We start from the raw sequence: 23,407 nt of genomic DNA on the forward strand, positions 1-23,407 counted from the left end.
CGGACCCGGCCCCCACCTTCACGCCCTGCGGCCGGGGTGAAGGACCACGACCACGACCGTGACAGTGCTTCCGGTGATCTCGCATGTGACTCGACAGCGGCCCACGCGCATGCGGCGCAGGCTCCGTGAGCGGTACTCCGTGGTCTCCGGTGGGCGGGGACCGGCCGCCAGGCGTCCGAAGGGTGAGTCCCGCGCCGCTGCCGCTCCCCGGCCGCGGTTGTCCACAGCCTCCGCGCAGCCGAGTCCGGCGTCGTACGCTGGACAACCCCGGCCCCTGAAAACCTCGCGGCCGGGTGTTCGTGTTGCCCACCCCGGGACGGATGCCCCTCCATGAGCCTGCACGGTCTGCTCGACGCCGTAGTCAAGGACGCCGCACTCGCGGAAGCGGTCAAGGCCGCGACCGACGGCAACCGTATGCACGTCGACCTCGTCGGCCCCCCGGCGGCACGCCCCTTCACCGTGGCCGCACTCGCCCGGGACGCGGGCAGGCCCGTCCTCGCCGTGACCGCGACCGGCCGCGAGGCCGAGGACCTAGCGGCCGCGCTACGCTCCCTGCTGCCGCCCGACGGCGTCGTGGAGTACCCGTCCTGGGAGACCCTTCCGCACGAGCGCCTCAGTCCCCGCAGCGACACCGTCGGCCGCCGCCTCGCCGTCCTGAGACGGCTCGCCCACCCGAGCTCCGACGACCCCGAGACCGGCCCGGTCTCCGTCGTCGTCGCCCCCGTGCGTTCCGTGCTCCAGCCCCAGGTCAAGGGCCTCGGTGACCTGGAACCGGTGGCCCTGAGAACCGGCCAGAGCGCCGACCTGAACGACGTCGTGGAGGCCCTGGCCGCCGCCGCGTACTCCCGCGTGGAGCTGGTGGAGAAGCGCGGCGAGTTCGCCGTGCGCGGCGGCATCCTGGACGTCTTCCCGCCCACCGAGGAACATCCCCTGCGCATCGAGTTCTGGGGCGACGACGTCGAGGAGATCCGCTACTTCAAGGTCGCCGACCAGCGCTCCCTGGAGGTCGCCGAGCACGGCCTGTGGGCACCGCCCTGCCGCGAGCTGCTGCTCACCGACGACGTGCGCCGGCGCGCCGCCGCCCTCGCCGAGGACCACCCGGAGCTCGGCGAACTGCTCGGCAAGATCGCCGAGGGGATCGCCGTGGAGGGCATGGAGTCCCTCGCACCGGTCCTCGTCGACGAGATGGAGTTGCTGCTCGACGTCCTGCCCGCGGGCGCCATGGCCGTCGTGTGCGACCCGGAGCGGGTGCGCACGCGCGCCGCGGACCTGGTGGCCACGTCGCAGGAGTTCCTGCAGGCGTCCTGGGCGGCCACCGCCGGCGGCGGAGAGGCCCCCATCGACGTCGGCGCCGCCTCCCTGTGGCCCCTCGCGGACGTCCGGGACCGGGCCGGCGAGCTGGGCATGATGTGGTGGTCGGTGTCCCCGTTCGCCGCGGACGCCGACCTCGACGCGGACACCCTCACGCTCGGCATGCACGCGCCCGAGACCTACCGCGGCGACACCGCCAAGGCGCTCGCCGACACCAAGGGCTGGCTCGCCGACGGCTGGCGCACCGTGTTCGTCACCGAGGCCCACGGCCCGGCGTCCCGCACGGTCGAGGTCCTGGGCAACGAGGGCATCGCGGCCCGCCTCGACGCCGACCTCGGGGCGCTGTCCCCGTCGGTCGTGCACGTGGCGTGCGGCTCGATCGAGTACGGCTTCGTCGACCCGGCCCTCAAGCTGGCCGTGCTCACGGAGATGGACCTGTCCGGCCAGCGGGCGGCCGGCCGCGACGGCGCCCGGATGCCGGCCCGCCGCCGCAAGACGATCGATCCGCTGACCCTGGAGTCCGGCGACTACATCGTCCACGAGCAGCACGGTGTCGGCCGCTACATCGAGATGGTCCAGCGCACGGTCCAGGGGGCCACCCGCGAGTACCTGGTGGTGGAGTACGCCCCGGCCAAGCGCGGCCAGCCCGGCGACCGCCTCTACATCCCGACCGACCAGCTCGAGCAGATCACCAAGTACGTCGGCGGCGAGGCCCCGACCCTGCACCGCCTGGGCGGCGCCGACTGGACCAAGACGAAGGCGCGCGCGAAGAAGGCCGTCAAGGAGATCGCCGCCGACCTCATCAAGCTGTACTCCGCGCGCATGGCGGCCCCCGGCCACGCCTTCGGAGGGGACACCCCCTGGCAGCGGGAGCTGGAGGACGCGTTCCCGTACGCGGAGACCCCGGACCAGCTGACCACGATCGCCGAGGTCAAGGAGGACATGGAGAAGTCGGTCCCGATGGACCGCCTGATCTGCGGCGACGTCGGCTACGGCAAGACGGAGATCGCTGTGCGGGCCGCGTTCAAGGCGGTCCAGGACGGCAAGCAGGTCGCCGTCCTCGTACCGACGACGCTGCTGGTGCAGCAGCACTTCGGCACGTTCTCCGACCGCTACTCGCAGTTCCCGGTGAACGTGAGGGCGCTGTCCCGTTTCCAGACGGACACGGAGGCCAAGGCGGTCCTGGAGGGGCTGCGCGAGGGCTCGGTGGACGTCGTCATCGGCACGCACCGCCTGTTCTCCTCGGAGACCAGGTTCAAGGACCTCGGTCTGGTCATCGTCGACGAGGAGCAGCGCTTCGGCGTCGAGCACAAGGAGCAGCTGAAGAAGCTGCGCGCCAACGTCGACGTGCTGACGATGTCCGCGACCCCGATCCCCAGGACCCTCGAGATGGCGGTGACGGGCATCCGCGAGATGTCCACGATCACCACCCCGCCGGAGGAGCGGCACCCCGTGCTGACCTTCGTCGGGCCGTACGAGGAGAAGCAGATCGGCGCCGCGATCCGCCGTGAGCTGCTGCGCGAGGGCCAGGTCTTCTACATCCACAACCGGGTGGAGTCGATCGACCGGGCGGCGGCGCGGCTGCGCGAGATCGTCCCCGAGGCGCGGATCGCCACGGCCCACGGCCAGATGTCGGAGCAGGCGCTGGAGCAGGTCGTCGTCGACTTCTGGGAGAAGAAGTTCGACGTGCTGGTCTCCACGACGATCGTCGAGTCGGGCATCGACATCTCCAACGCGAACACGCTGATCGTGGAGCGCGGCGACACCTTCGGCCTGTCCCAGCTGCACCAGCTCCGCGGCCGCGTCGGCCGTGGCCGGGAGCGCGGCTACGCGTACTTCCTCTACCCGCCGGAGAAGCCGCTCACCGAGACCGCCCACGAGCGGCTGGCGACCATCGCCCAGCACACGGAGATGGGCGCTGGCATGTACGTGGCGATGAAGGACCTGGAGATCCGCGGAGCCGGAAACCTGCTCGGCGGCGAGCAGTCCGGCCACATCGCGGGCGTCGGCTTCGACCTGTACGTGCGGATGGTCGGCGAGGCGGTCGCGGACTACCGGCGCCAGCTGGAGACCGGCGAGATCGAGGAGGAGGCGCCGCTCGAGGTCAAGATCGAGCTGCCCGTCGACGCCCACGTCCCGCACGACTACGCGCCCGGCGAGCGGCTGCGTCTGCAGGCCTACCGCGCGATCGCATCCGTGAACTCGGAGGAGGACATCAAGGCCGTCCGCGAGGAACTCGTCGACCGCTACGGCAAGCTGCCCGAGCCGGTCGAGAACCTCCTGCTGGTGGCGGGCCTGCGCATGCTCGCCCGCGCCTGCGGTGTCGGCGAGATCGTCCTGCAGGGCACCAACGTCCGCTTCGCCCCGGTCGACTTGAGGGAGTCCCAGGAGCTGCGGCTCAAGCGCCTGTACCCCGGCACCATCGTCAAGCCGGCCGTCCACCAGGTCCTGGTGCCCCGCCCCAAGACGGCGAAGGTGGGCGGAAAGCCGCTGGTCGGGCGGGAGTTGCTGGGCTGGGTCGGGGAGTTCCTGACGTCGATCCTGGGATCGTAACGGGCCCTGGCGGGCCCTGGCGGGTCCTGGCGGGTCCTAGTGGGTCCTAGCTCCTGGCGGGTCCTAGTGGGTCTGGCAGGCCGGATCAGGTCCTGGGGACCTGGCGGTGGATCAGTCCTGGCAGGTCGTAGCGCTCGTATCGGGTCGCAGGGCGTGAGCGGGCCGATTCTCGTACGCATGACGAAGGCGATGTGAGGGACATACCCCTTGACGGATACCGTGAGGCCGGGAGAACCCGCCCGGCGCGGGCGGTACAGGCAAGGGGAGGGCGTCGCGCGATGCTTACCGAGCGGCACGTCGGGCACCGTGGCGGGAGGCGGCGGGGCCTGCTGATGTCCGCCGCGCTTCTGGCCACCGGATTGATGGTCACCGGGTGCGAGGGTCTCGCCCCGCCCGCGGACGGCGGACCCTCCGCTTCCGCCGTCCCGACGGCCGCCGACGGCCGCGCGGTGAACCCGCTGGACAACCCCGACGGTACGAAGCCGGGGCTGGCGGCCGTCACCTCGAGTGCGGACAAGGCGAAGGCCCGGTCGCTGATCGAGAAGGTGGCGACGAAGGGCCGCGGCCCCAAGACGGGGTACGAGCGGGACAAGTTCGGCTATGCCTGGACCGACTCGGCCCCGGGCGGCATCCCCTTTTCCCACAACGGGTGCGACTCGCGAAACGATCTCCTGAAACGCGATGGCGAGAAAGTCCGCTTCCGGACGGGCTCGGACTGCGTCGTCACCTCCATGACGCTGCATGACCCGTACACCGGGAAGACGATCGAGTGGACCAAGTCCCATGCGGCGACAGTCCAGATAGACCACGTCATGCCGCTGTCGTACGACTGGCAGATGGGTGCCTCGCGCTGGACCAAGGACAAGCGGGAGGACATCGCCAACGACCCGCTGAACCTGATCCCGGTGGACGGACCGACCAATGGCGCGAAGGGCGACTCCGGCCCGGCGGCCTGGCTGCCCCCGAACACACAGATCCGCTGCGCCTACTCGGTGCGCTTCGCCCAGGTGTCGCTCAAGTACGACCTTCCCGTGACGGCGGCCGACAAGCAGATGATGCTGCGGCAGTGCGGCGGCTGAGGCGGCGGCCTCGCGGGTTGAGAAGTGGTCGACGTGGTGACCTGGCGGCAACGCTGACAGCTACGCCGGCGGATGCCAGGAGCCCCCACCCGTGCTTCGTGGTGGGGGCTCCCGCGCGTCTGCGTGGTGGGCTGGTCGGGTGCGACTGCGGCTATCGGAGGCTGTTTTCAGCGCGTCACCGGCAACCCCGCCACGAATCGCGGCCCGTCCCCCTTGTGCTGCACCGGGAACGTGACCTTCAGGCCCTTCTCCTGGTCGGCCAGCGTCAGGTGCGTGACGTACTGCAGGCCCAGGAACGCCTTCTTCGAGCCGCCCGCCGACACGTACGGGCGCGGGAGGTTCAGCAGCAGCTTGCCCGGTTTGCCGCCGCGGTTGCCGTCGAAGAACAGCAGGCGCTGGTCGGTCAGGACTATGTACATCGGGCGCGGCGTGACCGTCGCCATCACCGTGCCCGCGCTCAGTACCCCCACCACGGCCGCGGTGAGTGCCTGCTTGCGGACCGACACCGAGCCGACGCCCGCCAGGGTCGTCATCTCCACCTGCTCGCCCTGCAGCAGCAAGGGCGCGGCGGTTTCCAGCAGTTGCCTGGTACGGCGGGCGTTGAGGGCCACGGGGACTCCAAAAAAGGGGAGAGGGAGACGCGCAGGGGTGCGAAGCAGAGCGCTCGGTGGGATGCACGTGACCAGGGGCGGCGAGAGCGACGCGCGGATCACGGCGGTGATCAAGACGGACGGACGTTACGGAGATTCGGTTAATGCAGGGTGACAGAAGAGCATGGAATTGACCAAAGTGTGGTCATCTTTCTGCCTGCTCGGGTCCGACATCCCCGGCGAGTTCCGTTGTCACCGCCCTCGCTTAGTATCCGCGACATGTCGCTCCCCTCCGCCCCCTCCCTGCCGCCCCCCGACTTCGAGGTGGCCTCCGCCTTCCCCGAGGCCGCCTGGTTGCGGCAGGCCGCCGGCGCGTGGGACTGGGCGGCGATACGTCAGTACGTGTACGGGCTCCCGCAGGGCACGGACCGCAGCTTCGCCGTCGGGGTGCTGTCCGATGTGAAGGGGGTCGAGGAGTGGATGCGCGACATCCTCGCCGCCACGCCCGACGACGTGCTCGCGCTCACCGTCCTCGGCAGCCGCGAGGTGGAGATCGGCTGGGAGATCCGTACCACCGCGCCCGCCAAGCAGGTCAGCCGTGAGCAGTTCGCCGGGCTGCACGCGCACCTGCGGCAGGCCGAGCAGCATCTGATCCGGGCAACCGCGCTCGACCCCTCGTTCGACGCGGCCTGGGCCTCACGCCTCACCACGGCGATGGGGCTGCAGCTCGGGCAGAACGAGGCGCGGCGCCGGTACGACCGACTGGCCGCGTTCCACCCGCACCATCTCAGCGCGCAGGGTCGGCTGCTCCAGCAGTTGTGCCCCAAGTGGAGCGGGAGCTGGGAGGCGGCCCACGGCTTCGCCCGGGAATGCCTCGTCAAGGCTCCGGAGGGCGCCATGAACGGCGGGATGGTGGCCGAGGCGCACATGGAGCACTGGCTCGTCCTGAAGGGCAAGGAGCGCGAGGACTACCTGCTCCAGGACGCCGTGCGCACCGAACTCGTCGAAGCCGCCGAGCGGTCCGTGCTCCACCCTCGCTTCCACCGCGGCTACGGCTGGATCACCGTCGCGGGCTACTTCGCGGCTTTGTTCTCCCTCGTGGGGGACCTGTCCCGGGCCGCCGCCTGCTTCCGCGTGCTCGGCAACCTCGCGTCCGAGTACCCCTGGGCGGATCTGGGCCGAGACGCCACCGCGGTCTATGTCAAGCACCGCGACGCCGCGCTCGCCAGAGGATGACCCGGATGACCCCGACGAACACGCCGAACAGAGGCACCAGATGAACCCCCAGGCAGCCATCCACCCCACCGAGGTCGACGGCATACCCACCCTCTTCGCGCACGCCACCGGGCCGATGCGCGCGGGACTCGTCTTCCGTGTCGGTGTCGCCGACGAGACGCTCGCCCGGACCGGCGTCACGCACCTGGTCGAGCACCTCGCCCTGCACCGCCAGGGCCTGGCCGACTACCACTTCAACGGCGCCACCAAGGCCGCCTTCACCCACTTCCACGTGGAGGGCGCCGAAAACGAGGTCGTCGCCTACCTCCAGGGCGTCTGCGCGTCCCTCACCGACCTGCCCATGGAGCGCCTGGAGACCGAGAAGGAGATCCTGCGCACCGAGGAGTCCCGGCGCGATGTCGGCCAGCTGCCGCTGTGGCGGTACGGCGCCCAGGGATACGGCCTGGTCAGCTACCCGGAGTGGGGTGTGCGCAGCCTGCGCCCGGACGACGTACGGGAGTGGGTGCACACCTGGTTCACCCAGGGCAACGCCGCGCTGTGGATCGCCGGTGAGCGGCTGCCGGCCGGGCTCACCCTCAAGCTGCCCGCCGGCCCGCGGCGCCCCCTGCCCGCCGTCACCTCCGCGCTGCCCGCCGCTCCCGCCTACTTCTCCGACGGCAAGGGCGGCGTCCTGCTGGACGCCGTCGTCACCGACACCACTGCCGCCCGGGTGTACGCGGGTGTCCTCGAGCGCGAGCTGTCCCGCGCCCTGCGGCAGGAGGGCGGCTACTCCTACACGGCGGCCACCGACTACGCCTCGCGCCGCGACGGCTTCGCCCTCGTGACCGCCTTCGCGGACGCCCTGCCCGCCAAGCAGGACGCGGTGCTCGGCGGCTTCGTCGACGTCCTCGCCGGGCTCCAGGTGGGCCGGATGGCGCAGGGTGACCTGGAGGCTGTGCGCACCCGGGCCGACGGGGCGCTGACCGTGCCCGACGCGGCCGCCCGGAGGCTGCCGGGGGCGGCGGAGGACCTGCTCGCCGGGCGGTCGCTGCGCGGCCTCGACGAACTGCGCTCCGAACTGTGGGCGGTGACGCCGGAGCACCTGCACGCGGTCGCCCTGGAGGCGGCCGGGACGGCCCTGATGCAGGTGCCCGCCGGGCACAGCGCGGACTGGGCCGGGTACACGGCGGCCCCCACGCGTTCGGCGTACGCGGTGACCGGACGGCGGTTCGCCTCCGTGGGCGGTGACGGGTCGGCGCTGGTGTTCGGGGACGAGGGCGTCAGCATGACCGTGCGCGCCAAGGACGGGACGGAGAACGCGGTCACCGTGGCCTACCGCGCCTGTGCGGCGGTGCTGAGCTGGCCCGACGGCGGCCGTCAGCTCATCGGCACCGACGGTCTGGTCGTGGAGGTGGAGCCGGGCCTGTACGGCGTCGACGCGCACACCATGGCGGCCGTCGACGCCGCCGTGCCGCAGTCCGCGGTGGTGTGGCTGCCGCCCCGGCAGCAGCAGCCCAAGGCGCGACCGGCCGCGGCAAGCCAAGGGAACGGGGAGACCTCGGCGAACGGCGAGCAGCGGCCCGCACCCGCCCGGCGCACCGGGCGGCAGACGGCGGCGGTGGTCGTGTTCGGCCTCCTCGCCGGCCTCTTCGCCTTCCTGGCCCTCGCGGTCACGGTCTTCGGCCGCGACCCGCAGACCAGCACCGGGGAGTGGCTCGGTATCGCGGGCTTCATGTGGGGCGTCACCGCCCTGCTGGCCTGGCCCGCCGTACGGATCCTGCGGCGGACACGGAGGGCGTGAGGGGCACTGCGGGGCGGCACCGGGACGGTGGCCGTTCGGGCGTACGGCGCCGGACTACCGCATGTACGGGTTGCGTTGCGGCGGCGGAGGCGCGGGCATCACCCCGTGCACCGTCGCCCGCTGCGGCGTCCGCCTGTCGAACAGGGCGAACAGCAGCAGGCCCGTCGCCGTCAGCAGGCTCAGCATCACGACCGCGCCGAGGACGGGGTCACCCGCCCCCTCTCCCCTGGCCGCCCCCCACGGCAGGGTCACGCACTCGTACAGCACGAACGACCCGAAGGCGCCCCAGTCCGACGGCCGCCCACGGCGGATCGCCGCGTACAGGAACGGCACCCACGCCAGCAGGCCCAGCGATGCCCACACCAGGACCGCCCAGGCGATCCGCTGGAACCAGCCGGCCTCCAGCCGTCTTTCCATGTGGCCCCCAATCCCCAGCCCTCGACCCCCGGCTCTCCGCCGCAGACGGGCGGGAAGAGCGCAGGGGGCAAGGCTAGAGCGTCTGTGGGGCGCCGCGCCGACCGTACCCTGCGCGGGTCAGGTCATGCGCAGGTCGTACACGGCCCTGAGGCCGTCCAAGTGATCACCGATCGGGCGGGAGTGACGTGGTGGGCCGGGCCGCCGTTCCCCGTAACCGGTGTTTTTGCCGTTCCCTGAGATAATCTTGTGGCGATCGAGGGGGTCCGTTTTCCAAGCGCAAGGGCGCCGTCGGTTACGGTGCGATCCGCTTCGGACGCTCAAGTCCCGTGTGCCTGCGGACGTTTCCCTGCGAATCCGTACAGACGTCGCCGTGCCGGACCCGCGTCGCTTCAGGGGCTCAGAAGACTTTCCGGCGGACGCCGCACGCGTCCGCCTGTCATGAATTGGGGTGGGGATGGCCGGCCATCGGCAGTCGAAGAAGTTCAGGTACATCACCTGGTCGGTCGCGGGTGCCGCCGTCGTCGCGGGTGCCGGGATCGCGGCGCAGACGTCGATGGCGGCCACGACCTGGCCCGCCCAGAAGACCTACACAGGACACGCCTTCGACACCTGCACCGCGCCCTCGGCGGCCGCGATGAAGGCCTGGAACACCGGCGCCTACGGGGCGGCCGCCGTCTACGTCGGCGGCAAGAACCGCGGTTGCAGCCAGCCCAACCTCACCGCGTCCTGGGTGAAGTCCGTCAGCTCGATGGGCTGGAAGCTCATCCCGATCTACGTCGGCGCCCAGCCGCCCTGCCAGAGCGGCTCCAACCCGGAGAAGCTCACCGCCACCACCGCGGCCACCCTGGGGACGAGCGACGCGAACGACGCGGTGGCCAAGGCGTCGGCGCTCGGCATGAAGGCCGGCAGCCCCATCTACCTCGACATGGAGCCGTACGACATCACGAACACGTCGTGCAACAACGCCGTGCTGACGTACGTCCGAGCCTTCGACAAGCAGCTGCGCGCCAAGATCTACCGCGCCGGGTACTACGGCTTCAGCAGCTCCAGCGCCAAGGCCATCGCCACCGCGACCAACAAGACCGACCTGCCGGGCAACCTCTGGTACGCGCTGTGGGACAAGCAGTACACGACGACCACGGACTGGCCGTGGGGCTCCACCCAGTACACCAACCACAGCCGCGCCCACCAGTACATGGTGAACAGCAAGGAGACGCGCAACGGCTACACGATCACCGTGGACCGTGACGCCTGGGACGCGCCCGTCGCCATCACCGGCTGACCCGGCAGCCGAGCCACGACACGAGGGGCGGCGGCGCGGTACCGGAAGGTCGGCTTGTGCTCGTCGGCAGCGCGGGCGGCGAGACCGCCGGTGCCGATGTGACCAGGCTCGACACCGGCGACACGCTGCGCACGGACGTGGCCGGGGCGGTCGGGCGAGCGGTGGACGGGCGGGCGCGAGCGGCCGGACGGGGCTCACCAGGGGCGGGCGGTGCCCGAAGCGTCGGTGAATCGTTGGTCGAATGGGTTGGCCGGAGCCGGTCCGCTCCTTACCATCGATCACCGCAAGACCTTGTGCACCGTCGCACAATCCCCAATGGGAGGTCACTTTGCACCGCCGTCGCCCCGCGATCGCCCTCAGCGCCGCCTTGATCGCGGCCCCTTTCCTCACCGCGTGCGGCGGCACCCCGCACCCGGGTGCCGCGGCCGTCGTCGGAGGTGAGCGGATCACGGTCGCGCAGCTGGAGAGCCGGGTGGACGAGGTGCGCGCGGCCCAGCGCGCCGCCGCCACGGACGACGCCCAGTACGAGCAGGCGGTCGCCCAGACCAGCAGCCTCGCCCGCGACACGCTGCACAGTCTGGTCCTGGACCGGGTCCTGGACCGCGCCGCGAAGAACGCGGGCGTGAGCGTCACCAGCAGGGACGTCGAACAGATGCGGGCGGACCTTCAGGCACAGGCGGGCGGCTCGAAGGAGCTGCAGACCGTGTGGTTGCAGCAGTACGGGGTGGCTCCCCAGCGCCTCGACGACAGCCTCCGCACGGAAGTCGAGGCGCAGAAGCTGGCCGCCGCGCTCGGCGCCGACATGAGCACGACCGAGGGCAAGGCCGCGTTCTGGAAGGCCATGTCGCAGGCGTCGCGGGAGCTGCGCGTCGACCTGAACCCCCGCTACGGCACCTGGGACGTGCAGAAGAGCAGCCGGGCCGACGCGAAGACGCCGTGGGTCAAGGAGGTCACGGCGGCGGCTGCGCAGCAGACGGCGTAGACGGGCGGTTCGGGGCCCGGGGCGGTGCTCCGGGCCTGCGGACGACTCCAGGAACGCTGGTCCTCGCCTGTGGACAACTCCAGGAACGCTGGTCCTCGCCTGTGGACAACTCCGGGGGCCGTCCGTGGCGTGCGTTACGTTCGGAGGGTGAACGCAACCAGCTTCGAAGCGGCCCCGGGACCGGAGGCGACCGCCGAGCCCGGCCGGATCGTCCTGCTCACCACCAGCCACCGGGTCGCGCCCGGTCTCCTGTCCTGGCCCGCCTGGCAGGCACTGCACGCCGCCGACCGGGTCCTGTGCGCGGACGGCGCGCACCCGCAGCTGCCCTATCTGCGCGAGGCGGGCATAGCGGTCGAGGAGAGCGCGCCGAGCGCGCAGCAGCTGGTCGACGCCTGCGCCGGCGGCCGCACGGTGGTCGTCGTCGCCACGGGTGAGGGTGAGCCCGCGCTGACGGACGGCCTGGCGCGCCTCGCCGGATCGGGGCGCGTCCACATGCCGGAGCTGGAACTGCTGCCCGCGTCGTACGACCTCCCGGGCGCCCGTCTCCTGGACCTGGTGCAGGTCATGGACCGCATCCGCGCCGAGTGCCCCTGGTCGTCCCGGCAGACCCACCTGGGCCTGGCCAAGTACGGCATCGAGGAGGCGTACGAACTGGTCGAGGCCATCGAGGCGGGCGACCGCGAGGAGCTGCGGGAGGAGCTGGGCGACGTCCTGCTCCAGGTCGTCTTCCACGCCCGGATAGCCGAGGAGCACCCTCAGGCGCCGTTCTCCATCGACGACGTGGCGGGCGGGATCGTCGCCAAGCTGATCCACCGCCATCCGCACGTGTTCGGGGACGAGACCGCGACGACGCCGGAGGAGGTCAAGGAGCACTGGCTGAGGACCAAGGCGGTCGAGAAGCGGCGCACGTCGGTGACGGAGGGCATCCCGCTCGGCCAGCCGGGCCTCGCCCTCGCCGCGAAGCTGCACTCCCGGGTCCGCACGGCGGGCCTCGACGTCCCGCTCCCGCAGGGCGACGGCATCGGCTACGAGCTGCTGGCGCTGGCCGCGCGCGCGGAGGCGGAGGGCGTGGACCCGGAGGCGGCCCTGCGCGCGGCGGCACGCGCGTACCGGGACGCGATCCGGGAGGTGGAGAGCGGGGGCTCGGAGCAGTGAACGGCCAGACCGCCTCCCCCGCCCCCGAACTGTTCACCTGGGAGTTCGCAGCCGACCCGTACCCCGCCTACGCCTGGCTCCGCGAGCACGCCCCCGTGCACCGGACGAGGCTGCCGAGCGGTGTCGAGGCCTGGCTGGTCACCCGGTACGCGGATGCCAAGCAGGCCCTCGCCGACCAACGGCTGAGCAAGAACCCGGCGCACCACGACGAGCCCGCGCACGCCAAGGGCAAGACCGGCATCCCCGGCGAGCGCAAGGCCGAGCTGATGACGCATCTGCTCAACATCGACCCGCCGGACCACACCCGGCTGCGCCGGCTCGTCTCCAAGGCCTTCACGCCCCGGCGTGTCGCGGAGTTCGCGCCGCGGGTGCAGGAACTGACCGACCATCTCATCGACCGGTTCGCGGGCAGGGGAGAGGCCGACCTCATCCACGAGTTCGCCTTCCCGCTCCCCATCTACGCCATCTGCGACATGCTCGGCGTCCCGCGCGAGGACCAGGACGACTTCCGGGACTGGGCCGGGATGATGATCCGGCACGGGGGCGGACCGCGAGGCGGCGTCGCGCGGTCGGTGAAGAGGATGCGCGGCTACCTCGCCGACCTCATCCACCGCAAGCGCCAGGCGCTGCCCGCCGAGCCCGGCCCCGGCGAGGACCTCATCTCCGGGCTCATCCGCGCCTCCGACCACGGCGAGCACCTCACCGAGAACGAGGCCGCCGCGATGGCCTTCATCCTGCTCTTCGCCGGGTTCGAGACCACCGTCAACCTCATCGGGAACGGCACGTTCGCGCTCCTCGGGCACCCCGGGCAGCGGGCCCGTCTGCAGCGGTCGCTCGCCGCCGGGGAACGCGACCTGCTCGAGACCGGCGTCGAGGAGCTGCTGCGCTACGACGGTCCGGTGGAGCTGGCCACCTGGCGGTTCGCCACGCGGCCGCTCACCATCGGCGGGCAGGACATCGCCCCCGGCGACCCCGTCCTGGTGGTCCTGGCCGCCGCGGACCGGGATCCGGCGCGCTTCGCCGACCCGGACGTCCTCGACCTCTCCCGCCGCGACAACCAGCACCTCGGGTACGGGCACGGCATCCACTACTGCCTGGGCGCTCCCCTGGCCCGCCTGGAGGGACAGACGGCGCTCGCCACGCTCCTGACCCGCCTGCCCGACCTGCGGCTCGCGGTCGACCCGTCCGACCTGCGATGGCGCGGCGGACTCATCATGCGGGGCCTGCGCACGCTGCCCGTGGCGTTCACACCGGTACCGGAGAAAGGTCACGAAGCTCCCGCCGACATCCGGACATGACACGACGAACACGCCGATGGTCACAAGAAGGTGACAGGATCTCACCTCTGTGATCTTCACGTGATCTACGCTGCATTAACTTGTGACAAGCGATCTAGTGCCGATACGTTCACGCAGCAACGCGGCGGTCCGCACGCCACGGCCGTCGCGTCGTTCGATGCTGTCGTGTGAAAGGCAACCGCATGCTCTCCGGGAACGGTCGTCACCGTCGCCCCCGTCAGGCTCCGGCTCTCCTCGTCGCGGCAGGGGTGACCGGATCAGCGATCGCGATCCCGCTGCTCGGCGCCACCGGTGCGAGCGCGGCCACCGGCACCACCTGGGACCAGGTCGCGGAGTGCGTCAGCGGTGGCTCATGGAGCGCGGACACCGGCAACGGCCGCTACGGCGGGCTGCAGTTGACGCAGGACGAGTGGGACAAGTACGGGGGTCTCGACTATGCGCCGAGCCCCGACCAGGCGAGCCGCTCGCAGCAGATCGCGGTCGCCGAGAAGGTCCTGGCGGCCCGGGGCGTCGGGGTCTGGGGCACCTGCGGCCTGCTGAACGGTCTGAGCAAGGACTCCGGCTCCGCCGGCGTCGACACGGGTGTCGCCGGGGACTCGGCGTCCGGCGGCGGATCGTCCTCCGACTCCGGCCTCGACTCCGGTCTCGGGGCCGGACTTGACTCCGGTCTGTCCGACTCGTCCGGATCGTCTGCGTCGACCACTCCGTCGCCTTCTTCATCCTCTTCGTCCCCTTCGCCCTCCTCGTCCTCGTCCTCGTCCGAGGCGTCGACCGCCGACGCCGCCAAGAGCGCACAGGGGTCCGGCAGTGCGCCGACGGCCACGACGAAGAGCGATGACCCGGACGAGTCGGCACAGAACGACGCCTCATCCGGGGCGAGTTCGGCCGAGACCTCGAGCGCCGGTCGCCATCGCGGCGACAGTGCCGACGAGAGCGTCGCGGACGGCCGTACGTCGGACGCCTCCGGCCGGCACGCCTCACGCGGCACCGCGGACGCGCGCGACGCCGTCGACGGCTCGTACACCGTCCGCCCCGGGGACAATCTGTCGTCCATCGCCGACTCCCTTGAACTCAGCGGTGGATGGACGGCGCTGTACGAGGCGAACAAGCGGACGGTCGGTGCCGACCCGAACCTCATCCTTCCCGGTCAGAGCCTTGCGCTCGACGCCGACCCGGCCGGCGGCTCGTCCTGAACTGCCCCTTGCGTGGCGGAAGTTCACGACCTATTTCGCGCTGAATGTCCCGTTTAGGGAAAGTGAGATATGAGTCTCATAAGCCCTGATCGTCTTTGAAATTCCGGCGATCGACTGCTTACGGTCGTGATCGCTCGCCACAGCGAGCCCCTGCGGTCGCAACGCCGAATCCTGCCAGCGGCCGTACGGGAACAGTCGTCGCGTCAAGCGCCGTAGGCAGGAGCGGGGGACCCAAGGTAGGCGCCGCGTCCGGGAGTTGACCGGAAGCGGCTCGGGGTGAAGCCGTGTCCCGCAAGGGCACGGCCGGGCAACTCAACCGGCCCGAACCCGACAGCTCACCTCGCAGGCGTCGGTGAGGGGAACGAACCATGCTGTGTTCCGGCAACGGCAAGCACCGCCGCCCGTCCAAGGCCACCCGTGCCATCGCGCTCGCCGGTGTCGCCGGCGCTGCCATCGCCGGCCCGCTCCTCGCGGCCGGAAACGCCTCCGCGGCCACCGCCGCCCAGTGGGACGCCGTCGCCCAGTGCGAGTCCGGCGGCAACTGGCACATCAACACCGGCAACGGCTTCTACGGCGGTCTGCAGTTCACGAACTCCACCTGGGCCGCGTACGGCGGCACCGCCTACGCCTCCCGCGCCGACCTGGCCACCAAGGGCCAGCAGATAGCCGTCGCCGAGAAGGTCCTCGCGGGCCAGGGCAAGGGCGCCTGGCCGGTGTGCGGCAAGGGCCTGACCAACGCCACGTACAACGGCGCCGCGGCCACCGGCTCGTCGAGCGGTGCCAAGAGCGCCCCGAAGAGCACCACCACTCGCTCGACCGAGCAGCAGGCGGCCAACCGCTCCGTGCAGCGCACGGCCCCGAAGAAGACGGTCACCACCCCGACCGGTCAGAAGGTCAAGAAGGGCGACGGCGAGTACAAGGTGGTCAAGGGCGACACCCTCAGCTCGATCGCCGCGAGCCACCACGTCCAGGGCGGCTGGAAGAAGCTCTTCGACCTGAACAAGGACATCATCCAGGACGCCGACCTGATCTACCCGGGCCAGCAGCTGCACCTGAAGTGACAGCCACCCGGTAGCCGGGCCACAGGCCCCTGCCAGGCGTGACCCCCACCGTGGGGGTCACGTGAGGGCCCACCCCCCGTCCCCACGGGCTCCCCGCTCCGGCGCGTGTTCCCCCGTACGCGCCGGAGCGGGGCTTTTGCTGTCCGCCTCGCCGTTGTCCGGCCCGTTCGCTGTCCGGCCCGTTCGCCGTCCGGCCGCACGGATTTCACCGGACCTTTCCCCCGCCCTTTGTTCCGAACGGGAACAATGTGTACCGTCACCCTGTCCACGGGACGGTCGGTAGGTCGGCCGACAGCCCGGGGCGGTTAGGCTCTAGTCGCAAGGCACAGCCGCAAGGCAGACAGCCCCGCACTTCCAGCGTCACATCCAAGAAGGAGATGCTCGTGCCGTCCATCGACGTCGTCGTAGCCCGGGAAATCCTGGACTCCCGAGGCAACCCCACGGTCGAGGTCGAGGTCGGCCTCGACGACGGCAGCACGGGTCGTGCCGCCGTTCCGTCCGGCGCCTCCACCGGCGCCTTCGAGGCCATCGAGCTCCGCGACGGTGACCCCAACCGCTACCAGGGCAAGGGCGTCGAGAAGGCCGTTCTCGCCGTCATCGAGCAGATCGGCCCGGAGCTGGTCGGCTACGACGCCACCGAGCAGCGCCTGATCGACCAGGCGATGATGGACCTGGACGCCACCGACAACAAGGGCTCCCTCGGCGCCAACGCGATCCTCGGCGTCTCCCTCGCCGTCGCCCACGCCGCCTCCGAGGCCAGCGACCTGCCCCTGTTCCGCTACCTGGGCGGCCCGAACGCGCACCTGCTGCCGGTGCCGATGATGAACATCCTCAACGGCGGCTCGCACGCCGACTCCAACGTGGACATCCAGGAGTTCATGATCGCCCCGATCGGCGCGGAGTCCTTCTCCGAGGCGCTGCGCTGGGGCACCGAGGTCTACCACACGCTGAAGAAGGTCCTGAAGAGCAAGGGCCTCGCCACCGGCCTCGGCGACGAGGGCGGCTTCGCCCCGAACCTCGGCTCCAACCGTGAGGCCCTCGACCTCATCCTGGAGGCCATCAAGGAGGCCGGCTACGCCCCCGGCCAGCAGATCGCCCTCGCGCTCGACGTCGCCGCCTCCGAGTTCTACAAGGACGGCAAGTACCTCTTCGAGGGCAAGGAGCGCTCCGCCGCCGAGATGACGGAGTACTACGAGGAGCTCGTCGCGGCCTACCCGCTCGTCTCCATCGAGGACCCGCTGTTCGAGGACGACTGGGCCGGCTGGAAGGTCATCACCGACAAGCTCGGCGACAAGGTCCAGCTGGTCGGCGACGACCTGTTCGTCACCAACCCCGAGCGCCTCGCCCGCGGCATCGAGGAGGGCGCGGCCAACGCCCTGCTGGTCAAGGTCAACCAGATCGGCTCGCTGACCGAGACCCTGGACGCCGTCGAGCTGGCCCAGCGCAACGGCTTCAAGTGCATGATGTCCCACCGCTCCGGCGAGACCGAGGACGTCACCATCGCCGACCTGGCCGTCGCCACCAACTGCGGTCAGATCAAGACCGGCGCCCCGGCCCGCTCCGAGCGCGTCGCCAAGTACAACCAGCTGCTGCGCATCGAGGAGATCCTCGACGACGCCGCGGTGTACGCCGGCCGCTCGGCCTTCCCGCGCTTCAAGGGCTGAGACGAGGCAAGCCGCTGGGACAAGCCCGGGCAGGGCTTGGCCGGTCGTACGTACGTCCCCGTACTCGGTCCCGTACCGTGTGCGGGGACGTACGCGCGTGTGAAGGGGAGGCGGGAGACATGGCCGGGAAGGACCGCGACCGGTTCTCCACCGCGACCAGGCTCAGGCTGCTCGGCGAGCAGACGGCCGCCCGGGTCTACCGCTCCCAGACCCGGCGCCAGGCCCGCCGCTCCCGGCTCACCGGCCGGGCCGCGCTCCTCGCCCTCGTCCTGTGCTCGCTGATCGTGGCACTGGCCTACCCGATGCGCCAGTACGTCTCCCAGCGCGGCGAGATCGCCGACCTGGAGCGGCAGCAGGAGCAGGCCCGCAAGCGCGTCGAACAGCTGCGTGACCTGAAGGCGCGCTGGCAGGACGACGCCTACGCGGAGCAGCAGATCCGGCAGCGGCTGCACTATGTGATGCCGGGGGAGACCGGCTACATCGTGATCGACCCGGACGTGGTCAAGCCGTCGCGCGCGGACCGGACGACGGCCGTACGCCCCTGGTACGCCGGCCTCTGGGACGGGGTCGACAGGGCCGACACGGCGGACAGGGCCGACGGTCCGGCCGGTGAGCGCACAGCGCCCTGACGTGCCCGTCACGCGCCCGGACGCACCCCGACGGACCCTGACGCACCCATGAGAAAGACAGCCTGAAAGAGAGCCATGGAAACCCCTCCGCCGCCCACCCCGCGCACCGAGCCGACGGACGCGGACGTCGAGGCCGTCAAGCAGCAGCTCGGGCGCCCCCCGCGCGGGCTGCGCGCGATCGCGCACCGGTGCCCCTGCGGGCAGCCGGACGTCGTGGAGACGGCGCCGCGGCTCCCCGACGGCACCCCGTTCCCGACGACGTACTACCTGACGTGCCCTAAGGCGGCCTCCGCGATCGGCACGCTGGAGGCCGACGGCGTCATGAAGGAGATGACCGAGCGCCTGGGCACGGACCCGGAACTGGCCGCCGCCTACCGCGCCGCGCACGAGGACTACATCTCCCGCCGTGACGCCATCGAGGTCCTGGAGGGCTTCCCCAGCGCGGGCGGCATGCCGGACCGGGTGAAGTGCCTGCACGTCCTCGTGGCGCACTCCCTGGCCGCAGGACCGGGCGTCAACCCGCTCGGCGACGAGGCGATCGCGATGCTGCCGGAGTGGTGGCGCAAGGGGTCCTGTGTGGGGGCCGGGGTTTGCGAGGAGGACGCCGAATGACTCGGGTCGCCGCCATCGACTGCGGTACGAACTCCATCCGGCTCCTGGTCGCGGACGCCGACCCTGGCACGGGTGAACTGGTCGAACTCGACCGGCGGATGACCATCGTCCGGCTGGGGCAGGGCGTGGACCGCACCGGACGTCTGGCGCCCGAGGCGCTGGAGCGCACGTTCGCCGCCTGCCGGGAGTACGCCGAGGTCATCAAGAAGCACGGCGCCGAGCGGATCCGGTTCGTCGCCACGTCCGCCTCACGCGACGCGGAGAACCGGGACGAGTTCGTCCGTGGGGTGGTGGACATCCTCGGCGTCGAACCGGAGGTCATCTCCGGCGACCAGGAGGCGGAGTTCTCCTTCACGGGGGCGACCCGGGAGCTGACGGGCCGTACGGATCTGGCCACGCCGTTCCTGGTGGTGGACATCGGCGGCGGCTCCACGGAGTTCGTCGTCGGCGACGGGCACGTGCGCGCCGCGCGGTCCGTGGACATCGGCTGCGTCCGTATGACCGAGCGGCACCTCGTGCGGGACGGGGCGGTCACCGACCCGCCGACCGAGGAGCAGATCGCGGCCATACGGTCCGACATCGAGGCGGCGCTGGACCTGGCGGAGCAGACGGTGCCGCTGCGGGAGGCGCACACGCTGGTGGGCCTCGCGGGGTCGGTCACCACGGTCTCGGCGATCGCCCAGGACCTCCCGGAGTACGACTCGACGCGGATCCACCACTCCCGGATCTCCCGCGACCGGGTTCGGGAGATCACCGGTGCGCTGCTCCACTCCACCCACGCCGAACGCGCGGCGATCCCGTCGATGCACCCGGGCCGCGTGGACGTCATCGGTGCGGGCGCCCTCGTACTGCTGGCGATCATGGAACGGATCGACGCGACGGAGGTCGTGGTGAGCGAACACGACATCCTCGACGGCATCGCCTGGTCGATCGCGTAGCCACCGCCGTCCCCTGAACTCGACCCCAGGGGACGGCCACGGGCGGGCGCGGCAGCGCGGCCGGTGCGGGTCGCCCTCCAGCGGGGTCGCCCCGAGGCCGGCAGGCGCCCGGGGAGGCGACGGGCAGGTGCGGCGGGGCAGAATCCCCGGGGCGAGCATCCCCGCGCCCGCACCCCTCGAGCGGCCCCCAGCCCGCACCGCGTGCCGCGGCCGGCCCCATGAAGCCCGACTCCTCCTTCTCGCCACCACCCTGACAGCCCCTCACGTGTCCTCATACCGAGATTTTTCTACTCACCGGTAGCCTCTCTTGAGCAGGTTGGGTAACGTATGAGCGCGGTCTCCGGGGCCTCTTCTGTCCCTGGCCGACACGCCGCAGGAAAACTTCGTGAAGTTCTTCACAAGAGAAACGCCCCTGCTGGGCGACGATTCGCGCCCGTTGGGCCGTCCGTGTGGCTCATGGGGACTCCGAGGCTGCTCGCACGAGCGTGTCGGAGGGTCTCCCGAGGGGGTCCGAGCGGCCCTGTGCGGGGCCTCGGTGGGACGCTTCGGAACCCGGAAGGGCAGCTCACGTGGCCTTGACAACGGACAGTTCCCCCCGGAGTCCGCTGCCGGACACCATGACCTGGGTCACGTGGGCGGCGCAGTGTAGCAGACACCCCAACCAAGCTTGTGAAGGGGCGCACGAGCCACCCCCCTGAGGCGGGTGGATACTCGATGGCATGAGCACCACGGAGCGTCCCAGGATCCTCGTAGTAGGCGGTGGGTACGTAGGCCTGTACGCAGCTCGTCGCATTCTGAAGAAGATGCGCTACGGCGAGGCGACCGTCACGGTCGTCGACCCGCGCTCGTACATGACCTACCAGCCCTTCCTCCCCGAAGCCGCCGCCGGCAGCATCTCCCCCCGGCACGTCGTCGTCCCGCTGCGACGCGTGCTGCCGAAGGCGGAGGTCCTCACCGGCCGGGTCACCACCATCGACCAGGACCGCAAGGTCGCCACGATCGCCCCGCTGGTCGGCGAGGCGTACGAGCTGCCCTTCGACTACCTGGTCATCGCGCTCGGCGCGGTCTCCCGCACCTTCCCGATCCCCGGCCTCGCCGAGCAGGGCATCGGCATGAAGGGCATCGAGGAGTCCATCGGCCTGCGCAACCACGTCCTCGAGCAGCTCGACAAGGCCGACTCCACGACCGACGAGGAGATCCGCCGCAAGGCGCTCACCTTCGTCTTCATCGGCGGTGGCTTCGCCGGTGCCGAGACCATCGGCGAGGTCGAGGACATGGCCCGGGACGCGGCCAAGTACTACAAGAACGTGTCCCGCGAGGACATGCGCTTCATCCTCGTCGACGCCGCCGACAAGATCCTCCCCGAGGTCGGCCCGAAGCTCGGCCTGTACGGCAAGGAGCACCTCGAGGGCCGCGGCGTCGAGGTCTACCTGTCCACCTCCATGGAGTCCTGCGTCGACGGCCACGTGGTGCTCAAGAACGGCCTCGAGGTCGACTCCAACACCATCGTGTGGACCGCCGGCGTCAAGCCGAACCCGGCGCTGGCCCGATACGGCCTGCCGCTCGGCCCGCGCGGTCACGTCGACTGCGAGCCCACGCTCCAGGTCAAGGGCACGGACTACATCTGGGCCGCCGGTGACAACGCCCAGGTGCCCGACCTCGCCGCCCGCAAGGCCGGTGTGGAGAACGCCTGGTGCCCGCCCAACGCCCAGCACGCGCTGCGCCAGGCCAAGGTGCTCGGCGACAACGTGGTCTCCGGTATGCGGGGCTTCCCGCAGAAGGAGTACAGCCACGCCAACAAGGGCGCGGTCGCGGGCCTCGGCCTGCACAAGGGCGTCGCGATGATCGTCATGGGCAAGATGAAGATCAAGCTCAAGGGCCGCCTCGCCTGGTACATGCACCGTGGCTACCACGGTCTGGCCATGCCGACCTGGAACCGCAAGATCCGCGTCTTCGCCGACTGGACGCTCGCCATGTTCCTCAAGCGCGAGGTCGTCTCGCTCGGCGCGATCGAGTCCCCGCGCGAGGAGTTCTACGAGGCCGCCAAGCCGGCCCCGGTCGCCGCCGCGCCCAAGTCGGAGGAGAAGGCCAAGGCCTCCTGACCCCCGGTCACCGACAGCGCCCGAAGGGGCCGCCCGCCATCCGTGGTGCGGGCGGCCCCTTCGGCGTAGCCGGGCCCGCACCCCTTCCACGGTGTGCGCAGGCATTTTGCACAGCCGTAACGCCAACGGGGGACTGCGGCCGCGCCCCGCAGATGTTTACGTGGTGTCGGACATTCCGGGATCCCCCGTCACGGAGGTGTGCACCATGGCAGACGCCGCGCCGCGGTTGAAGAGCCTCGTCGAACAGATCGTGGGAGCCCCGCTCCCCGTGCGCGTCCGCGCCTGGGACGGCTCCGAGGCAGGGCCTCCGGGCGCTCCCGCCCTCGTCGTGCGCAACCGCCGCGCCCTGCGCCGCCTGCTGTGGAAGCCGGGTGAACTGGGCCTCGCCCGCGCCTGGGTCGCCGGGGACCTGGGCATCGACGGCGACCTGTACACCGCCCTCGACCTCATGGCCGGCCTGATCTGGGAACGCGGAGAGGACGCCCGCACCCTCACACAGGCGCTCCGCGACCCTGAAGTCCGCGCCGCCGTCCGCGGGCTCGTGAAGCTGGCCGGGCCCTTCCCGCCGCCCGCGCCGCCCCGTGAGGAGGTCCGCCGGGCCCGCGGCCACCTGCACACCCGGCGCACCGACAAACGCGCCATCAGCCACCACTACGACGTCGGCAACGACTTCTACGAGATCGTCCTCGGCCCGTCCATGGTGTACTCCTGCGCCTACTGGGAGTCGCCGGACGGCACCCTCGAGAACGCCCAGCGCGACAAGCTGGAACTCGTCTGCCGCAAACTCGACCTGAAGCCCGGTCAGCGCCTCCTCGACGTCGGCTGCGGCTGGGGCTCCATGGCCATCCACGCCGCCCGCGAGCACGGCGTGAGCGTCGTCGGCGTCACCCTCTCCCAGGAGCAGGCCGGCTACGCCCGCAAGCGGGTCGCCGACGAGGGCCTCACCGACCGCGTCGAGATCCGGGTGCAGGACTACCGCGACGTCGCCGACGGCCCCTACGACGCCGTCTCCTCCATCGGCATGGCCGAACACGTCGGCGCGCAGAGATACCTGGAGTACGCCCGCACTCTGCACGCCCTGCTCAAGCCAGGCGGGCGGCTGCTCAACCACCAGATCGCCCGGCGCCCCGAGCAGGACGAGTCCGCGTACTCCGTCGACGCGTTCATCGACGCCTACGTCTTCCCCGACGGCGAACTGGCGCCCATCGGCACCACGGTGACCCAGCTGGAGCGCGCCGGGTTCGAGGTCCGCGACGTGGAGTCGCTGCGCGAGCACTACGGCCTCACCCTGCGCCGCTGGGTCGCCAACCTGGAGGCCGAGTGGGTGCGGGCGCAAGCGCTCACCAGCCCCGGCCGGGCCCGCGTCTGGCGCCTGTACATGGCGGCCTCCGCCCTCGCCTTCGAACGCAACCGCATCGGCGTCAACCAGGTCCTCGCGGTGCGGACACCGGACTCGGGCGCCTCCGGGATGCCGCTGCGGGCGCGCACCTGGGCTGGGTGAGTCTCGCCGGTACGGCGAAGGGGC

General features: G+C 71.2%; 18 protein-coding genes, 1 pseudogene and 1 riboswitch. Of the genes and pseudogenes, 17 read left to right on the forward strand and 2 right to left on the reverse strand.

All coding sequences use genetic code 11. The features are described 5' to 3' along the window. Positions 1 to 330 precede the first annotated feature (330 nt). The 3 genes and pseudogenes from mfd (at position 331) to ACFYZE_RS24930 (ending at position 4,943) form a co-directional block, all read left to right on the forward strand. Entirely contained in the window at positions 331 to 3,864 is a 3,534-nt protein-coding gene (mfd, locus tag ACFYZE_RS24920) for a transcription-repair coupling factor (RefSeq protein WP_388998108.1), read from the forward strand. Positions 3,865 to 4,271: 407 nt separating this feature from the next. After that, a pseudogene (locus ACFYZE_RS24925) lies at positions 4,272 to 4,367 on the forward strand (HNH endonuclease); the annotation flags it as partial. A 42-nt stretch (positions 4,368 to 4,409) separates the two neighbouring features. Then, complete coding sequence (locus tag ACFYZE_RS24930) at positions 4,410 to 4,943, forward strand: HNH endonuclease family protein (protein ID WP_388998221.1); 534 nt, start codon at positions 4,410 to 4,412, stop codon at positions 4,941 to 4,943. Positions 4,944 to 5,110: 167 nt separating this feature from the next. On the opposite strand, the gene ACFYZE_RS24935 is transcribed toward ACFYZE_RS24930, so the two are convergent. After that, positions 5,111 to 5,554 carry a hypothetical protein gene (locus ACFYZE_RS24935; protein ID WP_388998111.1) on the reverse strand — a complete coding sequence of 148 codons (444 nt, stop codon included), beginning with the start codon at positions 5,552 to 5,554 and terminating at the stop codon, positions 5,111 to 5,113. A 258-nt stretch (positions 5,555 to 5,812) separates the two neighbouring features. Here ACFYZE_RS24935 and ACFYZE_RS24940 point away from each other — a divergent pair, with 258 nt between their 5' ends. Both ACFYZE_RS24940 and ACFYZE_RS24945 read left to right on the forward strand, forming a co-directional pair. Beyond that, the gene (locus ACFYZE_RS24940) at positions 5,813 to 6,769 is read left to right on the forward strand and encodes a hypothetical protein (protein WP_388998113.1); all 957 of its coding nucleotides are present in this window, start codon (positions 5,813 to 5,815) and stop codon (positions 6,767 to 6,769) included. A 40-nt stretch (positions 6,770 to 6,809) separates the two neighbouring features. Next, positions 6,810 to 8,549 carry an insulinase family protein gene (locus ACFYZE_RS24945; RefSeq protein WP_388998116.1) on the forward strand — a complete coding sequence of 580 codons (1,740 nt, stop codon included), beginning with the start codon at positions 6,810 to 6,812 and terminating at the stop codon, positions 8,547 to 8,549. A 54-nt stretch (positions 8,550 to 8,603) separates the two neighbouring features. Here the strand turns inward: ACFYZE_RS24945 and ACFYZE_RS24950 are convergent, their stop codons facing one another. Then, positions 8,604 to 8,966 (reverse strand): hypothetical protein, encoded by a 363-nt coding sequence (locus tag ACFYZE_RS24950; RefSeq protein WP_388998118.1) that lies wholly within the window; start codon positions 8,964 to 8,966, stop codon positions 8,604 to 8,606. A gap of 454 nt (positions 8,967 to 9,420) precedes the next feature. On the opposite strand from ACFYZE_RS24950, the gene ACFYZE_RS24955 reads away from it, so the two are divergent. The 12 genes from ACFYZE_RS24955 (at position 9,421) to ACFYZE_RS25010 (ending at position 23,383) form a co-directional block, all read left to right on the forward strand. Then, a complete protein-coding gene (locus ACFYZE_RS24955) occupies positions 9,421 to 10,248 on the forward strand; it encodes a glycoside hydrolase domain-containing protein (protein WP_388998121.1) in 828 nt (275 codons plus the stop codon). A gap of 328 nt (positions 10,249 to 10,576) precedes the next feature. Then, positions 10,577 to 11,230: a SurA N-terminal domain-containing protein gene (locus ACFYZE_RS24960; protein ID WP_388998124.1), complete on the forward strand. Its 654-nt coding sequence runs from the start codon at positions 10,577 to 10,579 to the stop codon at positions 11,228 to 11,230. Between the two features lie 147 nt (positions 11,231 to 11,377). Continuing rightward, positions 11,378 to 12,385: a nucleoside triphosphate pyrophosphohydrolase gene (locus ACFYZE_RS24965; RefSeq protein ID WP_388998127.1), complete on the forward strand. Its 1,008-nt coding sequence runs from the start codon at positions 11,378 to 11,380 to the stop codon at positions 12,383 to 12,385. Beyond that, positions 12,382 to 13,683 carry a cytochrome P450 gene (locus tag ACFYZE_RS24970; RefSeq protein WP_388998130.1) on the forward strand — a complete coding sequence of 434 codons (1,302 nt, stop codon included), beginning with the start codon at positions 12,382 to 12,384 and terminating at the stop codon, positions 13,681 to 13,683. The genes ACFYZE_RS24965 and ACFYZE_RS24970 overlap by 4 nt, the downstream gene beginning before the upstream one ends. 182 nt (positions 13,684 to 13,865) lie before the next feature. Beyond that, positions 13,866 to 14,876 (forward strand): transglycosylase family protein, encoded by a 1,011-nt coding sequence (locus ACFYZE_RS24975; protein ID WP_388998133.1) that lies wholly within the window; start codon positions 13,866 to 13,868, stop codon positions 14,874 to 14,876. Positions 14,877 to 15,074: 198 nt separating this feature from the next. After that, positions 15,075 to 15,240, forward strand: a riboswitch (cyclic di-AMP (ydaO/yuaA leader). Between the two features lie 4 nt (positions 15,241 to 15,244). Beyond that, on the forward strand, positions 15,245 to 15,937 hold the full coding sequence (locus ACFYZE_RS24980; RefSeq protein ID WP_388998136.1) for a transglycosylase family protein: 693 nt from the start codon (positions 15,245 to 15,247) through the stop codon (positions 15,935 to 15,937). Between the two features lie 377 nt (positions 15,938 to 16,314). Beyond that, positions 16,315 to 17,601 carry a phosphopyruvate hydratase gene (eno, locus tag ACFYZE_RS24985; protein WP_200420638.1) on the forward strand — a complete coding sequence of 429 codons (1,287 nt, stop codon included), beginning with the start codon at positions 16,315 to 16,317 and terminating at the stop codon, positions 17,599 to 17,601. Positions 17,602 to 17,720: 119 nt separating this feature from the next. Continuing rightward, positions 17,721 to 18,230, forward strand: a complete 510-nt coding sequence (locus ACFYZE_RS24990; protein WP_388998139.1) for a septum formation initiator family protein — start codon at positions 17,721 to 17,723, stop codon at positions 18,228 to 18,230. A 75-nt stretch (positions 18,231 to 18,305) separates the two neighbouring features. Next, entirely contained in the window at positions 18,306 to 18,842 is a 537-nt protein-coding gene (locus tag ACFYZE_RS24995; RefSeq protein ID WP_388998142.1) for a DUF501 domain-containing protein, read from the forward strand. Further along, positions 18,839 to 19,780, forward strand: coding sequence for an exopolyphosphatase (locus ACFYZE_RS25000; protein ID WP_388998145.1), 942 nt, complete (start codon positions 18,839 to 18,841; stop codon positions 19,778 to 19,780). Before ACFYZE_RS24995 ends, ACFYZE_RS25000 begins: the two co-directional genes overlap by 4 nt. Positions 19,781 to 20,499: 719 nt before the next feature. Then, complete coding sequence (locus ACFYZE_RS25005) at positions 20,500 to 21,882, forward strand: NAD(P)/FAD-dependent oxidoreductase (protein WP_388998148.1); 1,383 nt, start codon at positions 20,500 to 20,502, stop codon at positions 21,880 to 21,882. A gap of 205 nt (positions 21,883 to 22,087) precedes the next feature. After that, complete coding sequence (locus ACFYZE_RS25010) at positions 22,088 to 23,383, forward strand: class I SAM-dependent methyltransferase (protein WP_388998151.1); 1,296 nt, start codon at positions 22,088 to 22,090, stop codon at positions 23,381 to 23,383. Positions 23,384 to 23,407: the final 24 nt, after the last annotated feature.

This window comes from Streptomyces sp. NPDC001796 (genome assembly GCF_042892355.1).
Classification (GTDB): Bacteria; Actinomycetota; Actinomycetes; order Streptomycetales; family Streptomycetaceae; genus Streptomyces.

Coding starts and splice junctions, on each gene's coding strand:
- mfd (WP_388998108.1), top strand. CDS start 331: ATGAGCCTGCACGGTCTGCTCGACGCCGTAGTCAAGGACGCCGCACTC.
- ACFYZE_RS24940 (WP_388998113.1), top strand. CDS start 5,813: ATGTCGCTCCCCTCCGCCCCCTCCCTGCCGCCCCCCGACTTCGAGGTG.
- ACFYZE_RS24945 (WP_388998116.1), top strand. CDS start 6,810: ATGAACCCCCAGGCAGCCATCCACCCCACCGAGGTCGACGGCATACCC.
- ACFYZE_RS24950 (WP_388998118.1), bottom strand. CDS start 8,966: ATGGAAAGACGGCTGGAGGCCGGCTGGTTCCAGCGGATCGCCTGGGCG.
- ACFYZE_RS24955 (WP_388998121.1), top strand. CDS start 9,421: ATGGCCGGCCATCGGCAGTCGAAGAAGTTCAGGTACATCACCTGGTCG.
- ACFYZE_RS24975 (WP_388998133.1), top strand. CDS start 13,866: ATGCTCTCCGGGAACGGTCGTCACCGTCGCCCCCGTCAGGCTCCGGCT.
- ACFYZE_RS24980 (WP_388998136.1), top strand. CDS start 15,245: ATGCTGTGTTCCGGCAACGGCAAGCACCGCCGCCCGTCCAAGGCCACC.
- eno (WP_200420638.1), top strand. CDS start 16,315: ATGCTCGTGCCGTCCATCGACGTCGTCGTAGCCCGGGAAATCCTGGAC.
- ACFYZE_RS24990 (WP_388998139.1), top strand. CDS start 17,721: ATGGCCGGGAAGGACCGCGACCGGTTCTCCACCGCGACCAGGCTCAGG.
- ACFYZE_RS24995 (WP_388998142.1), top strand. CDS start 18,306: ATGGAAACCCCTCCGCCGCCCACCCCGCGCACCGAGCCGACGGACGCG.
- ACFYZE_RS25000 (WP_388998145.1), top strand. CDS start 18,839: ATGACTCGGGTCGCCGCCATCGACTGCGGTACGAACTCCATCCGGCTC.
- ACFYZE_RS25005 (WP_388998148.1), top strand. CDS start 20,500: ATGAGCACCACGGAGCGTCCCAGGATCCTCGTAGTAGGCGGTGGGTAC.
- ACFYZE_RS25010 (WP_388998151.1), top strand. CDS start 22,088: ATGGCAGACGCCGCGCCGCGGTTGAAGAGCCTCGTCGAACAGATCGTG.